17 protein-coding genes are annotated in these 13966 nt (G+C 71.0%); 12 read left to right on the top strand and 5 right to left on the bottom strand.

Annotated features, from left to right (window positions below; translation table 11 throughout):
• The first annotated feature begins 79 nt into the window (after positions 1–79).
• Genes RM779_RS14815 through RM779_RS14840 form a run of 6 tightly spaced genes read left to right on the top strand, consistent with a single transcriptional unit; the run spans position 80 to position 6517 of the window.
• Positions 80–1009, top strand: coding sequence for a 5-dehydro-4-deoxyglucarate dehydratase (locus RM779_RS14815; RefSeq protein ID WP_311618154.1), 930 nt, complete (start codon positions 80–82; stop codon positions 1007–1009).
• 37 nt (positions 1010–1046) lie between these two features.
• A complete protein-coding gene (locus RM779_RS14820) occupies positions 1047–2612 on the top strand; it encodes an ABC transporter substrate-binding protein (protein ID WP_311618155.1) in 1566 nt (521 codons plus the stop codon).
• A 9-nt stretch (positions 2613–2621) separates the two neighbouring features.
• A complete protein-coding gene (locus tag RM779_RS14825; protein ID WP_311618156.1) occupies positions 2622–3548 on the top strand; it encodes an ABC transporter permease in 927 nt (308 codons plus the stop codon).
• Positions 3545–4525: an ABC transporter permease gene (locus RM779_RS14830; protein WP_311618157.1), complete on the top strand. Its 981-nt coding sequence runs from the start codon at positions 3545–3547 to the stop codon at positions 4523–4525. Before RM779_RS14825 ends, RM779_RS14830 begins: the two co-directional genes overlap by 4 nt.
• A complete protein-coding gene (locus RM779_RS14835) occupies positions 4522–5523 on the top strand; it encodes an ABC transporter ATP-binding protein (protein ID WP_311618158.1) in 1002 nt (333 codons plus the stop codon). The genes RM779_RS14830 and RM779_RS14835 overlap by 4 nt, the downstream gene beginning before the upstream one ends.
• The gene (locus tag RM779_RS14840; RefSeq protein ID WP_311618159.1) at positions 5516–6517 is read left to right on the top strand and encodes an ABC transporter ATP-binding protein; all 1002 of its coding nucleotides are present in this window, start codon (positions 5516–5518) and stop codon (positions 6515–6517) included. Before RM779_RS14835 ends, RM779_RS14840 begins: the two co-directional genes overlap by 8 nt.
• 256 nt (positions 6518–6773) lie before the next feature.
• Here the strand turns inward: RM779_RS14840 and RM779_RS14845 are convergent, their stop codons facing one another.
• The 3 genes from RM779_RS14845 to RM779_RS14855 form a co-directional block, all read right to left on the bottom strand.
• Positions 6774–7292: a glycine-rich domain-containing protein gene (locus RM779_RS14845; RefSeq protein WP_311618160.1), complete on the bottom strand. Its 519-nt coding sequence runs from the start codon at positions 7290–7292 to the stop codon at positions 6774–6776.
• A gap of 81 nt (positions 7293–7373) precedes the next feature.
• Positions 7374–7595: a hypothetical protein gene (locus RM779_RS14850; RefSeq protein WP_311618161.1), complete on the bottom strand. Its 222-nt coding sequence runs from the start codon at positions 7593–7595 to the stop codon at positions 7374–7376.
• Positions 7596–7826: 231 nt separating this feature from the next.
• Positions 7827–8051: a hypothetical protein gene (locus RM779_RS14855; protein ID WP_311618162.1), complete on the bottom strand. Its 225-nt coding sequence runs from the start codon at positions 8049–8051 to the stop codon at positions 7827–7829.
• Positions 8052–8271: 220 nt separating this feature from the next.
• Here RM779_RS14855 and RM779_RS14860 point away from each other — a divergent pair, with 220 nt between their 5' ends.
• From RM779_RS14860 to RM779_RS14885, 6 genes are all read left to right on the top strand, one after another.
• On the top strand, positions 8272–9162 hold the full coding sequence (locus RM779_RS14860; protein ID WP_311618163.1) for a helix-turn-helix domain-containing protein: 891 nt from the start codon (positions 8272–8274) through the stop codon (positions 9160–9162).
• Complete coding sequence (locus tag RM779_RS14865; RefSeq protein WP_311618164.1) at positions 9143–9343, top strand: DUF397 domain-containing protein; 201 nt, start codon at positions 9143–9145, stop codon at positions 9341–9343. The genes RM779_RS14860 and RM779_RS14865 overlap by 20 nt, the downstream gene beginning before the upstream one ends.
• Positions 9344–9853: 510 nt before the next feature.
• Positions 9854–10522: a YdcF family protein gene (locus RM779_RS14870; protein ID WP_311618165.1), complete on the top strand. Its 669-nt coding sequence runs from the start codon at positions 9854–9856 to the stop codon at positions 10520–10522.
• A gap of 90 nt (positions 10523–10612) precedes the next feature.
• On the top strand, positions 10613–11095 hold the full coding sequence (locus RM779_RS14875; RefSeq protein WP_311618166.1) for a hypothetical protein: 483 nt from the start codon (positions 10613–10615) through the stop codon (positions 11093–11095).
• A 173-nt stretch (positions 11096–11268) separates the two neighbouring features.
• Positions 11269–11802 carry a ferritin-like domain-containing protein gene (locus tag RM779_RS14880; RefSeq protein ID WP_311618167.1) on the top strand — a complete coding sequence of 178 codons (534 nt, stop codon included), beginning with the start codon at positions 11269–11271 and terminating at the stop codon, positions 11800–11802.
• Between the two features lie 6 nt (positions 11803–11808).
• Positions 11809–12252, top strand: coding sequence for a PPC domain-containing DNA-binding protein (locus RM779_RS14885; RefSeq protein WP_311618168.1), 444 nt, complete (start codon positions 11809–11811; stop codon positions 12250–12252).
• Positions 12253–12277: 25 nt separating this feature from the next.
• Here the strand turns inward: RM779_RS14885 and RM779_RS14890 are convergent, their stop codons facing one another.
• Positions 12278–13093: a putative protein N(5)-glutamine methyltransferase gene (locus RM779_RS14890; RefSeq protein ID WP_311618169.1), complete on the bottom strand. Its 816-nt coding sequence runs from the start codon at positions 13091–13093 to the stop codon at positions 12278–12280.
• 145 nt (positions 13094–13238) lie between these two features.
• Positions 13239–13883: a TetR/AcrR family transcriptional regulator gene (locus RM779_RS14895; protein ID WP_311618170.1), complete on the bottom strand. Its 645-nt coding sequence runs from the start codon at positions 13881–13883 to the stop codon at positions 13239–13241.
• Positions 13884–13966: the final 83 nt, after the last annotated feature.

The following is a 13966-nucleotide window of genomic DNA, read 5'->3' on the forward strand; positions in this document are numbered from 1 at the left end:
CCGTCTACAAAGTTAGACGACGTCTTCATACGTAGACGACGTAGACAGTGCAGACGACAGATGGACAAGGGGTTTTCCGGTGCCGGCACTTCCACAGCGGCCGAACGCTCTCCAGGGGCTGCTCGCCTTCCCCGTCACGCCGTTCCGCGAGGACGGTGAACTCGACCTCCCGCGCTTCGAGGAGCACCTGGCCGACATGGCGGACGCGGGTCCTTCCGCCCTCTTCGTCGCCTGCGGGACCGGCGAGTTCGCCTCGCTCACCCCCGCCGAGCACCGCGAACTCGTGCGCGTCGCCGTGTCGGGCACCGGCGGCCGGGTGCCCGTCTACGCCGGGATCGGCGGCGGCACCCGGCTCGCGGCCGAGTTCGCCGTGGCCGCGGAGCAGTCCGGCGCCGACGGGGCCCTCGTGCTGCCGCCCTACCTCCAGGTCGGCCCGCCCGCCGGTCTGGTCGCGCACTACCGGCAGATCGCCGCGGCCACCGGCCTGCCGCTGGTCCCCTACCAGCGCTCCACCGCGGTCTTCACCCCCGAGGCCGTGGCCGAACTTGCCGAGATCGAGCAGGTGGTGGCGTTCAAGGACGGCCACGGCGACCTGGAGCTGCTGCAGCGCGTCCACACCGCGACCGGCGGCGCGCTCCCGCTGCTCAACGGGATGCCGACGGCCGAGACGTTCGCCCGCGCCTACGCCGCGGTCGGCGCGCGCGCCTACTCCTCGGCGACGCTGGCCTTCGCCCCCCGCATCGCCCGCGCGTTCTTCGACGCCTTCGAACGCGGCGACGACACCGTGCAGCGCACGCTGCTGCGGGAGTTCTACGTGCCGCTCACCCAACTGCGGCTCACGACGGACGGCTACGCGGTGGCCCTGGTCAAGGCTGGTCTCGCGGTGCAGGGCAGGTCCGCGGGCCCGGTGCGCCCGCCGCTGGCGGACGTCACGCCCGAGCACCGGGACCGGCTCGCCGGCCTGATCGAACGCGGCCACGCGGCCCTGGACGCCGCCGCGCACGCCTGAGGCCCGCGCCAGGAAGCTACCCCGCGAAGGGAGAACGATGAAGTCCCCTCTCCGCCCGCGCCTCGCCGGACCACCGGGCCGGCGGACCGCCGCCCTGCTCGGCGCGGGCGCGATGCTGCTCGCGGCCGGCTGCACGGTCGCCAACTCCGGCTCGGCCGCGGCCGGCGCCGACACCGTGCGCATCGTCCTGCCGGAGGAGCCGCCCACGCTCGAACCGTGTGACGCCTCCCTGACCGCCACCGGCCGCGTGACGCGTTCCAACATCACCGAGCCCCTGACCGAACGCGTCCCGGCCACCGGCGAGCTGGAGCCCAAGCTCGCCGAGGAGTGGGAGCAACTGGAGCCAACGACCTGGCGGTTCACCCTCCGCGAGGGCGTGACCTTCCACGACGGCACGCCGTTCACGGCCGAGGCCGCCGCGTTCTCCATCGACAGGACGGTCAACTCCGACATCGGCTGCAACGTGGACGGTTACGTCTTCGGCGACATCGAGATCTCCGCGACGGCCGTCGACGCCACGACACTTGAGGTCACCACGGGCGAGCCGGACCCGATCCTGCCGCTGCGCCTGTCGTTCGTGGAGATCGTGCCGACGGACACCGCCACGGACGGCAAGGTGCGCGAGCCCGTCGGCACCGGCCCCTACCGCATCGACACCTGGAACCAGGGCATCAACCTGCGGCTCGCCCGCTACGACGACTACTGGGGCGAACGGCCGGACTACGCCGCCGCCCTCTACTCCTGGCGCTCCGAGGGCAGCATCCGCGCCGCGATGGTCACCAGCGGCGAGGCGGATGTCGCGGTCGGCCTGGCACCGGCCGACGGGGCAGGCGACACCGCGGTCGAGTTCCCCAACAACGAGACGTCCTACCTGCGGATGGACGCCACCAAGGCGCCGCTTGACGACATACGCGTGCGGCAGGCCATCAACTACGCCATCGACCGGGAGGGTCTTGTCGCCTCGGTGTTCGCCGGGCTCGGCGAGCCCGCGGGCCAGGTCGTCCCGGACGGCGTGACCGGCTACAACCCGGACATCGCGGCCTGGCCCTACGACATGGACCGTGCCAGGGCCCTGATCGACGAGGCCCGCGCCGACGGCGTGCCGGTGGACGAGACGATCACCCTCATCGGCCGCAACGGCATCTACCCGAAGGCGGCGGAGGCCCTGGAAGTGGTACAGAACTCACTACTTGAGGCGGGTCTTGACGTGGACATCCAGATGCTGGACGTGAACGCCTGGATGGAGTACCTGCTCCGGCCGTTCCCCCAGGACATCGGCCCGACGCTGCTCCAGGCCCAGCACGGCAACCAGGCCGGCGACGCCGCGTTCACCATGGACCAGATCTACGGCAGCGAGGGCGCGCAGAGCAGCTACGGCACCGCCGAACTCGACCGGCTGATCCACGAGGGCGAACTGGCCGCGGAGGACGAGCGGCAGGCCGCGTTCGCCGACGCGCTGGCCCACCAGAACGACGAGGTCGTGCGGGACGCCGTGCTGGCGCACATGACCGGCATCATCTCGATCGCGCCGAACGTGACGTACGAGCCGAATTCGGCGACCAACGACGAGATGCATCTGGCCGCGATGCACCCGGCGGACTGAGGGGGCGCCATGTTCACCTTCCTGAGACACCGCATCCTCTCCAGCGCCATTCCGCTGCTGTTCGTCGTCCTCGGCGTCTTCTTCCTGGCCCGCCTCACCGGCGACCCGGCCAACCTCTACCTCCCGCTCAGCGCCACCCCGGAGATGAGGGAGACGTTCTCGGCGCAGCACGGCTTCGACGAACCGGTCTTCGTGCAGTTCGGGGACTATCTCGCGCAGATCGTGCAGTTCGACTTCGGCGAGTCGCTGCGCACCGCGCAGCCGGCCGCCGAGGCCGTGCTGCGCGCGTTCCCCGCGACGCTGCAACTGGCCGGGTTCACCATGCTGTTCGCGATCGTCGGCGCCGTGGTCGTCGGCAGCCTCGCCGCGTACCGGCCGAACTCGGCGATCGACCGGATCGCCAGCTTCCTGTCGGCCACGGCCGCGAGCACGCCCGACTTCTGGTTCGCCATCATGGGCGTGCTGATCTTCGCCGTTCAGCTGGAGTGGCTGCCGACCTCGGGCACCACCGGCGCCGGCGTGTGGGTGCTGCCCATCGCGACGCTGCTGATCCGGCCGTTCGGCGTGCTCGTGCAGGTGGTACGCGGCGCGATGGTGTCCGCGCTGTCCGCGCCCTACATCAAGGTGGCGCGCAGCAAGGGCGCGAGCGAACCGCGCGTCGTCTTCCGGCACGCGCTGCGCAACGCGGGCGCCCCGGCCCTCACCGTGGCGGGCGACCTGGCGGTCGGCCTGGTCAACGGGGCGGTCGTGGTCGAGACGATCTTCGGCTGGCCCGGCATCGGGAAGCTGATGATCGATTCGATTCTCCAGCGGGACTTCGCGGTGCTCCAGGCGGCGGTGCTGCTGACGGCGCTGACGATCTTCGTGCTGAACATCCTCATCGACATCGGTTACGCGCTGCTCGACGCGCGGGTCAGGCAGGGGGCGCTGGCATGACCACCGCGAACGAGACACCCCGCAGAGCACGCTGGCTGCACCTGCTCCGCAGGGACCGCATGGCCTCGGCCGCCGCCGTCGTCCTGCTGCTCGTGGGGCTGTGCGCGCTGCTGGGCCCGATGCTGCTCGGTGACCTGGCCAGGGAGCAGAACCTGCGCGCGATCAACCTGCGGCCACTGAGCACCGACGAAGGCTGGGAGTTCCTGCTCGGCAGCGACTCCCTGGGCCGCAGCGTCCTGGCCCGGCTGATCGTCGCGGCCGGCACGACGCTGGCGGTGGCGGTGCCCGCGGTGCTGCTTTCGCTGCTGATCGGCTCGCTGTGGGGGATGTGGGCCGGATTCCACCGCGGCTGGCGCGAGAACGTGTCCATGCGTATCGCCGACGTGATCCTCAGCTTCCCCTCGCTGCTGCTCGCCGTCGTGGTGCTCTACGTGTTCGACCCGAGCGTGGCCAACATCATCGCGGTGCTGGCCCTGGCCCGTATCCCGGTGTACCTGCGCACGGCGCGGGCGGAGTCGGCGGAGCTGCGCAGCAGGCTGTTCGTGGACGCGGCCCGCACCTTCGGCACCGGCAACTGGGCGGTGATCCGGCGGCACGTCGCCCCGGTCGTCGCCCCCACACTGCTGACGGTGGCCGCGGTGGACTTCTGCTTCGTCATGCTGACGGAGTCCTCGCTGAGCTTCCTCGGCATCGGGATTCAGCCGCCGGACGTTTCCTGGGGCCTGATGGTCGCCCAGGGCCGGCAGGAACTCCAGACCGCCTGGTGGATCGCGGTGTTCCCCGGCCTGGCGATCATTCTCACCACCGTCTCGGCGACCGTGCTGGCCTCCTGGGCCCGGATCGCCGGCGACCCCGCGCAGCGCTGGCGGCTCACCGCGCCGCGGCGCGGCCGCCGCGACCGGAAGGCCGCGGCGGCAGCCGCGGCGGCAGCCCCGGCCCAGGCCCCGACCGAGGCCGCAGGAAAGGAGTCGGCATGACGACCGTCACGAGCACCGAACCGGACGTCGCGCTGGAGGTGAAGGGCCTGTCGGTGGAGATCCGCACGCCCTCCGGGCCCGTTCCCGTGGTCAGGGGCGTCGGCTTCACCGCGCACTCAGGACAGACCCTGGCCCTGCTCGGCGAGTCCGGCTGCGGCAAGAGCATGACGGCACAGGCCGTCGCGGGGCTGCTCGACCCGGTCGCGGAGGTCACCGGCGGCGAAGTGCTGCTGAACGGGCGGGACGTGCTGCGGCTCGGCGCCCGCGAACGCCGCCGCCTCGCCGGGCCAGGGCTCGCCGTCGTCTTCCAGGACGCGCTGACCGCGCTGAACCCGGTCTACCCGGTCGGATCACAGCTGGCCGAGCCGTTCCGCATCCACGAACGGCTCTCGCGCAGGGCCGCCGCCGAGAAGGCCGTCGCACTGATGGAACGGGTCGGCATACCCGAGCCGCGGGCCCGCGCCAAGGCGTACCCGCACCAGTTCTCCGGCGGCCTGCGGCAACGGCTGCTGATCGCGATGGCCGTCGCGCTGCGGCCCACGGTGCTGCTCGCCGACGAGCCCACCACCGCGCTCGACGTCACGGTGCAGGCCCAGATCATGGAACTGCTCGCCGAGTTGCGCCACGAGACGCGGATGGCGCTCGTCCTCATCACCCACGACCTGGCCGTGGTCGCGGAGGAGGCCGACCGGGTCGCCGTGATGTACGCGGGCAGCGTCGTCGAATCGGGGCCCACCGCCGAGGTGTTCAACGCGCCGCGGCACCCCTACACCCGCGGTCTGCTGGACTCCGTCCCGGCCGGGCGGCCCCGCGGCTCGCGGCTGAACTCGATCGAGGGCGCCCCGCCGCAGCCGGCCGCGGTGCCCTCGGGATGCGCGTTCCGCGACCGCTGCCCGCTGGCGCGCGAACGGTGCGCCACCGAGGCGCCGCCGCCCGCCGCGACGGGACCGGCGCGGATGTCGGCGTGCCACTACTGGAAGGAGCTGGCCGATGCCTGAGTCCGGCGCGGCCGAGGCCGCACCGCTGCTCGAAGCCCGCGGCCTGGAGAAGACGTTCCGGGTGCCGCGCAGCGCCTCGGGCAGCACCCGGCTGCACGCCCTGGGTGGCGTGGACCTCACGGTGCACCGCGGCCGCACCCTCGGCCTCGTCGGCGAATCCGGCTGCGGGAAGTCGACTTTGGCGCGGGTACTGCTGATGCTGGAACGCCCCGACGCGGGCACCGTCCGCTTCGACGGCGTCGACCCGTTCGCACTGCGCGGCAAGCAGTTGCTTGCGTGGCGGCGGCGCGTGCAGATGGTGTTCCAGGACCCGTTCGCCTCGCTCAACCCGCGGCTGACCGCGGCCGAACTGATCGCCGAGCCCTGGCTGACGCACCGCGACCTCGTTCCGCGGGCGGACCGCCGCAAGCGGGTCGGCGCGCTCCTGGACATGGTCGGCCTGCGTTCCGGCGACGCGGACAAGTACCCGCAGGAGTTCTCCGGCGGGCAGCGCCAGCGCATCGGCATCGCCAGGGCCCTGGCCCTGAAGCCCGAGCTGATCGTGTGCGACGAGCCGGTGTCCGCGCTCGACCTGTCGGTACAGGCGCAGGTCCTCAACCTGCTGACCGACCTCCAGGCCGAGCTGGGCGTGGCGTACGTGTTCATCTCGCACGACCTGTCGGTGGTCCAGCACGTCGCGGACCACGTCGCCGTGATGTACCTGGGCAAGGTCGTCGAATCCGGCGCCGCCGAAGAGGTCTTCGCCACACCGCGGCACCCCTACACCGCGTCGCTGCTGTCCGCCGCACCGTCCCTGAAAACGGTACGGGAACGGCGCGAACGGATCGTGCTGTCCGGCGAGGTGCCCTCGCCGGTCGACCCACCGTCCGGCTGCCGCTTCCGCACCCGCTGCTGGAAGGCCGAGGACGTCTGCGCGACCACCGAGCCCGCACCGACGGGCGAGCACCACCTGGCAGCCTGCCACTTCCCCCTCGAACCAGCCACGGCCCACTGACCCCCGCCCCCCCGCGGACGAGGCCCCCGCCGCCCGTTCAGCCGGGCGGCGGGGGCCGACGGTCCGGCGGCAGCTCGTACAGGAACGCTCGCGGGGCGGGCGATCCACCCCGCCGAGGCGAGCCCCGACGCACCGAGTCCAGCCACTCGACCAAGCCGACGTACCGCGGATCGACCCACTCCACAGGCCGCCCGTCATCCGGCTGCCCGAGACTCCCTGCTGCACTCATGGCTGCCCCTCTCGTGTGCGTCCGGTTTCAGACTGTACCGGCCGATGCCGTTGTCGGTTTGGGCTTCGGCTTGGGCTGGATCACCGTGCAGTTCGGCCCTTTCGGCGTGTGCTGCGCCGGGGCCCGGACCGGGACGGTGACGTCTTCCGGGCCGCGCCACAGATCCTCGTCGACCTCGTACCCGGCCTGCCGGATCGCGTCGGTCGTGCGGGGGAGCCAGTCAGGGTCGTATGCCGCCCGGGTGCTGTCGGGGCGCTCGGGCACGTGGTGCACGAACTGGCCCAGACGGTTGCCCAGTGCTTCGTACAGCCGGGTGTGCAGGATCAGGGCGTGCCAGCCTTCGTCAACCACACGCGAGGGCGCAAGAGGCAGTTCCGTGCCCGCGGCCGTGGCGACGAACGCCAGGGCCTGCTCGGCGATCCGCTCCGCAGTGACCATGCGCATGCCGGGGTTGTTGTCCAGCACGGTGGCCGTGACAGCGGCGAACTCTTCGTCGGTCAGCAGTTCACGCCCGGTGCGCGGCGCTACGGTGGGAATGCTGCTCATTCCGGTTTCCTTTCGGGTGACTGGTGTGTCGCGGGCCCGTCTCGGCGCTTGGCTGTCCAGGCGAGAGCGCCGGGACGGGAGTCAGTGGTGCTGTCGTCGGCGGGGGTCGACGCGGCGGGCGGCCCACAGGACCGTTGTGCGGGTCATGACGAACGACTCGCCCGAGCCGAACACGAGCCGCTTGCGGCCGGGCCCGAGCGCCGCCATGTCGTGAACGGTGAACGCCTGCCCCCCGACCATGATCTGATCCCCGCGCCGCACAGTGTGCGCGTCGACCTCGACCGATACGACCACCCCCTTCATGAGGCGGCCCCCTCGGTCCGGACCGGCGGCGGAGCCGGGGGCGCTGTCTCAGCGGGATAGATCAGGACATCGCAGTCCTGACAGTGCGCGCCGTCCTCGCGGCGGTCGAGCTGGCCAGTATGGGGACATCCGGGCACGTGCACTCCTACGAGGTGAGAGAGGTACAGCAGCGGGATCAACGCGACCGCGTTGGCTGTGATCAGTAGTGGGCCGCCACGTCGGGCCCGTGTGTCAGCGACCGAGGGCGGCGGAGATGGCGCGCGCAGTGTCGAGGTTGCATCGGCCGAGTTCGATCAGCGGTTCGGTGTACGGACTCGTGAGGGTGGCTCGGTCCAGTTCGAGCGAAGGCAGTGTGATGCCGTGCTCGGCGAGGACGGCGGTCAACTCGGCCAGCACGTCGTATGCGTTGCCCGGCGAGGACGGCGCGCCGGTGAGGGGCGCGGGGGTGTGCGGCATGTTTGCCTCCAAGGCCAGCCCGGGCCATCCGAACGTGATCGATTCAACACGCCCAGTGGCCATCGGTAGCCAGACTGCACCTCATCCAATTGAATCTGCAAGCCTTCATTCACGCTCTTTCACTAGAAAATTTCGATGAGTTGACCAGCATTGCGGAATCAAGCACACGATGCTTTCATTTTGATGGTCAGAGATACTTCGCAATGGAGAGGAGGGCGCCATGGCAGCAGTGACAGGCTCGACGGTTCCGAGACGGCAGTTGGGTCGGCATCTTCGAGAACTCCGCATGCGGGCACGGTTCACGCTCAAGGCGGCTGCGCACGAACTGGAGTGGTCCGAGGCAAAGATGTGGCGCATCGAGTCGGGTCAGACCTCGGTACGCAGCCACGATGTGCGCACCATGTGCGAGATCTACGGCGCACCACCGGACCTGGCCGAGGCGCTGCTCGGGCTGGCGAAGGAGACCAAGGCCCGCGGATGGTGGCACAGCTACGGTGACGTCATCCCCGAGCAGTTCGACGTGTTCATTGGTCTGGAGGAGGCGGCAAGCGAGATCGACTGGTACGAATCCGACCTCGTACCGGGCCTGTTCCAGACCGCGGACTACGCGCGCACGGTCATGCACGAGTACGACCCGAAGTTGAGTCCGGAAGAGGTGGGCCGACGGGTAGCCCTGCGGCTCGCTCGGCAGGCACTGCTCACACGGCCAACGAACGCTGCTCTGTTGCGCGTTGTGCTGAGCGAGTCAGTCGTCAGACGGCCCGTGGGCGGGCATAAAGCCATGGCCCAGCAGATCCGGCGGATGATAGAGCTAAGCGCACTCCCCGTGGTCAGCCTGCGTGTCGTCCCGTTCAGCGTGGGGTTCCACCAAGGCGTGCTCACCAGTCAGTTCGGCATCCTGCGGTTTCCGACGAACGGCAATGGTGCACCTACCGAGCCGCCCACCGTCTACGCGGACGGCTACACCGGAGACCTGTACCTGGACAAGGAGAAGGAGGTGAACCTGTATGACGAAGCGTTCGCGAACATCTGGTCTGTGGCGCTCAGCGAAGAGGCAACGACCGATCTACTGACAGACCTGGTAGGGAGATATGAACAGGTACAAGACTGACGCCCGCGGGTGGCGCAAGTCCAGCTACAGCAACGGACAGTCGGCCTGCGTGGAGGTTGCGGATGGCGTGCCCGGTATGGTGCCGGTGCGCGACAGCAAGACGGCCGGTGGACCGGTCCTCGTCGTTCCGGCGCACAGTTGGACGGCATTCCTCGCATCGCTCGACATCGACGACGCCTGAGACGACGACAGCGCCGCCGTGCGCCGGCCCGGCTTGGATTCCGCTTCGCAACTCCGGGCTTTGGAGCCACGATGGCCTTGAAGATGCGCAAGGTCCACACGTCACAGGGACGCGGGGGACTGGTCCGTGAGCTGGAGAAGCACTTCCGGCCTCAGGAAGCATGCCGACTTGTCGGCAGCAACCGCCGGGCCGACAAACGGTGGCGCAACGGCATCCCAGCGAAGAAGCGACCCGCTCAGCCCGCACCGAGTGCGGGCCGGGCGGGGTAAGCAGGACACTCGTGCTGTCGTCCCTCCCACGGTCTTGAAGCAGGACCAGACGATTTTCGCCTGGAGGTGTCCGTGTCGGCGGCCTGCCGGGCCTCGGGGGGCGGCGGCTGTCGTGTTCTTCCGTGGGGCGTCTTGGTCAATCACGGTCCTCATGACTCGGTGTCCAGGACTATCGAGGGCATCAAGGCCACGAACGAGGGGCCGACCGGCCTCCGGCAACGGTGACCAGGGAGAAGATCGCGTGAGCAACGACCAGCAGGGGATCACCGGGGACCAGTGGCGCCAGGCCAAGCTGATCTGGGACTACCACCAGATGCGGCACGAGCTGCGGCCCGTCAACGTGGCGATCGGGCTGGGCAGCCACGACCTCGGCGTCGCCGCCCACTCCGCCGAGCTGTATCGCTCCGGGCTCTTCCCGACCCTGGTGTTCACCGGCGGCAACAGCCCCACTACCGCCGAGGTCTTCCCGCGTGGGGAAGCCGTCCACTTCCGCGAGCACGCCATCGACCTCGGCGTCCCTGCCGAGGCGATCCTGCTGGAACCGAACGCGACCAACACTGGGCAGAACATCACCCTTTCCCGTGAGGTCCTCGCCGCCGCCGACATCACCCCGGAGTCGGTACTGCTGGTCTCCAAGCCGTACATGGAAAGGCGATCGTTCGCGACCGCCCGCAAGCTGTGGCCCGACGTCGAGATCCTCTGCGCGTCGGAGCCGCTGGAGTTCGACGACTACGTGAAGTCCATCGGCGACGAGAAGCTCGTTCTGGACATGCTCGTCGGCGATCTACAGCGGGTCATCGAGTATCCGAGGCTCGGATTCGCCATCGAGCAGGAGGTCCCGGAGGACGTGCATGCCGCGTACGAATCCCTCATCCGCAACGGCTTCACCAGCCGCCTCATCACCTCGTGACCTGCCGGAACCGGGCGGATTGTTCGCGTTCCACCAGCCTGGATGCCTTCGATTGTCCACCTGACCATCGGCGCGTAGACGAGGACTCCCATGCCGACCATCGCCGTCACCGGCCATATGGATCTGACCGAAGCGACCGTTCCCCTGGTTTCGGCCGCCCTGCGTGACTTGCTGGCAGACCACCCGGCCGCCGGGCTTGTCGGTGTCTCCTGTGTCGCGGCGGGTGCGGACAGTCTGTTCGCCGAGGCCGTGGTGGCGGTGGGCGGGCGGCTGGTCCTGGTGATTCCGTCGCGCGACTACCGGGCGCGCAAGGTGAAGCCCGAGCAGGCAGAGCAGTTCGACCGGCTGGTGGCAGCCGCGCACGAGGTGATCACGATGCCGTTGGAGCGCGCCGACCGGGCGGCGTACGAGGCCGCGGGCAAGGAGCTGCTCCGGCGCGCCGACCGGCTCGTTGCGGTGTGGGACGGCTCGCCGCCGAGCGGTAAGGGCGGGACCGCCGACGTGGTGCGCGCCGCGCGCGACGCGGGCCTTCCCGTGGACGTGGTGTGGCCGGAGGGCGCCGCCCGCGGCTGAGACGCTGCGGATTCGCGCCGCGCGGCGCGTTCGGCCATTGGGGGGCGCCGCCGGGGGCGTCCGGCGTGCCGGTCGGTCCCCTCAACGGCCTGCTGCTTACCGTCCGTGAACCGAGAAGGGCGCGGCCACTTGGCGCTTCGCGACCCGACCACCGGCACGAAGGGGAGAGCAGCATGACGGACGATTTCGTCGTCGACGTGACCAGGATTCGCGACGAGGCGCGGCGGCGGATGGAAGCCGGCCCGGTGACGGACACCTACGGCGTGGACAAGGACCGGGTGATCGCCATTCTCAACGACGTGATCGCCACGGAGGTGGTGTGCTGGCTGCGGTACACGCGGCACGCGATCGCGGCGACGGGGATCGACAGGGCGCAGGTGTCCGCGGAGTTCACCGAGCACGCGAAGGAGGAGATGGACCACGCGCTGCGCGCGGCCGAACGCGTCTCGCAGCTCGGCGGCGACCCCGACTTCGACCCGGCGACGCTGCACGAGCGGGCGCACACCGACTACACGACGCCGGACGACGGCGATCTGAAGGAGATGCTGCGCAACAACCTGTACGCCGAACGCATCGTGATCTCGACGTACCAGGAGATCATCCGCTGGCTCGGCGACCACGACCCCACCACGCGGCGGCTGCTGGAGTCGATCCTGGAGGAGGAGGAAGAGCATGCCGACGACCTCGTGGACTTGCTGGGGATGTGACCCGCGGTGAACAGCAGGCTGGTGCACGAGCACGGCGGGCTGCGGACGTTCGTCCTCGTCCTCGTGAAGGGCGACGAGGCGTACGCGGAGATCTCGGCGTTCGCCGCCGAGCAGCGGGTGACGGGCGCGGCACTGACGGCCGTCGGCGGCTGCCGGGAGGCGACGCTCGGCTACTTCGACCCGGAACTCCTCGACTACCGCAGCACGCACATCGACGAGCAGACGGAAGTGCTGTCGCTCATCGGGGACATCGCCATCCACGACGACGTCCCGGCCCTGCACGCGCACCTGGTGCTCGGCCGCCGGGACTCGACGGCGCTCGGCGGCCACCTCCAGCGGGCGGTCGTCTTCCCGACGATGGAGGTGGTCGTCACCGAGACGCCCACCCACCTGCGCAAGCGCGTCGACCCGCAGACCGGCCTCGCACTGATCGCCCTCGACGCGTCCTGACCTGCCCCGCCCGGCCCCGCCCGGCTCACGTTCCCGCGGCCGGGCGGTGGGCCACCACGACGGTCGCGTGGCGGCCCGCGTCGTCGAGCACGCGGGCCGTGAGGCCGGCCTGCCGGGCGGCGGTCACGGCGCCGGCGGCCTGCCGTTCGCTCGTTTCCACCAGCAGGTGGCCGCCGGGTGCCAGCCAGCGGGGCGCGCCCGCCGTCACCCGCCGCAGCACCGAGAGGCCGTCCGCGCCGCCGTCGAGCGCCGCGCGCGGCTCGTGGTCGCGGGCCTCGGGGGGCAGCAGGCCGACCTCGCCGGTCGGCACGTAGGGGGTGTTGGCGACCAGCACGTCGATCCGGCCGCGCAGTGCGGCGGGCAGCGGGGCGTACAGGTCGCCCTCGTACACCTGGCCGCCCGTGGCGGCGACATTGCGGCGGGCGCACGCGGTGGCGGCCGGGTCCGAGTCCGCGGCGTGCAGGATGATGCCGGGCACGGCCGCGGCCAGCGCGGCACCGACCGCGCCGGAGCCGCAGCACAGGTCGAGGACGACCGAACCGGGCGCGGCCAGGGCGGCGGCCTGCCGGGCGAGGAATTCGGTACGGCGCCTCGGCACGAAGACGCCGGGGCCGACGGCGACGCGCAGGCCGCAGAACTCGGCCCAGCCGACGACCTGTTCGAGGGGCAGTCCCGCGGCACGCCGCGCCACCATGGCGGCGAGGTGGTCGGGCGAGCCGGCGGTGGACAGGAGGATGCGCGCCTCGTCCTCCGCGAAGACGCAGCCCGCGGCACGCAGCCGCGTGGCGATGCGGGAGGGGGAGGAAGAGAGGGAAGAAGAAGGGGGCGGGGGAACCGACATGAGGGCCTTCCGGGGAACCGAAGGGCGCTCCGCCGTTCACCTGCGCGCGGGCGACCGCGCGGGGCGGGACGGAAGCACCCGGACCGACCTGGCAGTAATGGGGCTCACCTCCCGGAACCGGACGTCTGACGAACGGATGGCCACTCTACCCGAGGCGGTCGCGGCCCCCCGGCGCCCGTACCGCGGTGAGCCGCGCCAGGTGGGCTTCGAGGGCGGCGCGGGCGGCGGCGGGGGTGAGGTGCCCGACGAGGACGTGGGTGGTGAGGCCGTCGGCGAGGGCGAGGAGGGTCTGTGCCTCGCGCACGGGATCGGCGGCGCCGCCGGCCGCGGCGACCAGCCGGGCGAGCATCTCCGTCAGGCCGGTGTACGCCTCGCGCAGCACCGCGGCGAGCGGCGGGCTGACGGCGGCCTGGGCGACGAACGCCAGCCAGACCCGCGCCTCGGCGCGCTGTTCCCCGCGCAGCAGCGCGGTTTCCACGGCGGCCCTGGTCAACGTTTCCGCCGCGTCGCCGCCGGTGCCGCCGCCGGTGCCGCCGTCGTCGCTTCCGTCGTCGCTTCCGTCGTCGCCGGTGCGGATGCGGGCGAGGACGCGGCGGCCGACGTGGGCGAGCGCGAAGCGCAGCATCTCCTCCTTGGTGCGGAAGCAGCGCTGCACGGCGCCCATGGAGACCCCGGCGCGGGCGGCGACGTCCCGCAACGTGACGCCTTCGAGGCCGTGTTCGTCGGCCAGCGCGCAGACCGCGTTCGCGATCAGGCGGCGTCTGGCCTCGTGGTCGATCTGCCGTGGCACCGTGCCCCCTCGTTTCCCTCATTCCCCTCGGCCCGCCGCCAGGACCGTTATTGCGATGCAACTGTATCGGAAGCCCTCTAGGA

Source organism: Streptomyces johnsoniae, assembly GCF_031845565.1.
GTDB lineage: Bacteria > Actinomycetota > Actinomycetes > Streptomycetales > Streptomycetaceae > Streptomyces > Streptomyces johnsoniae.

Excerpts from the sequence above, each read along its gene's own strand:
- RM779_RS14820 (WP_311618155.1), top strand. The coding sequence starts at position 1,047 with ATGAAGTCCCCTCTCCGCCCGCGCCTCGCCGGACCACCGGGCCGGCGG.
- RM779_RS14825 (WP_311618156.1), top strand. The coding sequence starts at position 2,622 with ATGTTCACCTTCCTGAGACACCGCATCCTCTCCAGCGCCATTCCGCTG.
- RM779_RS14830 (WP_311618157.1), top strand. The coding sequence starts at position 3,545 with ATGACCACCGCGAACGAGACACCCCGCAGAGCACGCTGGCTGCACCTG.
- RM779_RS14835 (WP_311618158.1), top strand. The coding sequence starts at position 4,522 with ATGACGACCGTCACGAGCACCGAACCGGACGTCGCGCTGGAGGTGAAG.
- RM779_RS14840 (WP_311618159.1), top strand. The coding sequence starts at position 5,516 with ATGCCTGAGTCCGGCGCGGCCGAGGCCGCACCGCTGCTCGAAGCCCGC.
- RM779_RS14845 (WP_311618160.1), bottom strand. The coding sequence starts at position 7,292 with ATGAGCAGCATTCCCACCGTAGCGCCGCGCACCGGGCGTGAACTGCTG.
- RM779_RS14850 (WP_311618161.1), bottom strand. The coding sequence starts at position 7,595 with ATGAAGGGGGTGGTCGTATCGGTCGAGGTCGACGCGCACACTGTGCGG.
- RM779_RS14855 (WP_311618162.1), bottom strand. The coding sequence starts at position 8,051 with ATGCCGCACACCCCCGCGCCCCTCACCGGCGCGCCGTCCTCGCCGGGC.
- RM779_RS14860 (WP_311618163.1), top strand. The coding sequence starts at position 8,272 with ATGGCAGCAGTGACAGGCTCGACGGTTCCGAGACGGCAGTTGGGTCGG.
- RM779_RS14865 (WP_311618164.1), top strand. The coding sequence starts at position 9,143 with ATGAACAGGTACAAGACTGACGCCCGCGGGTGGCGCAAGTCCAGCTAC.
- RM779_RS14875 (WP_311618166.1), top strand. The coding sequence starts at position 10,613 with ATGCCGACCATCGCCGTCACCGGCCATATGGATCTGACCGAAGCGACC.
- RM779_RS14880 (WP_311618167.1), top strand. The coding sequence starts at position 11,269 with ATGACGGACGATTTCGTCGTCGACGTGACCAGGATTCGCGACGAGGCG.
- RM779_RS14890 (WP_311618169.1), bottom strand. The coding sequence starts at position 13,093 with ATGTCGGTTCCCCCGCCCCCTTCTTCTTCCCTCTCTTCCTCCCCCTCC.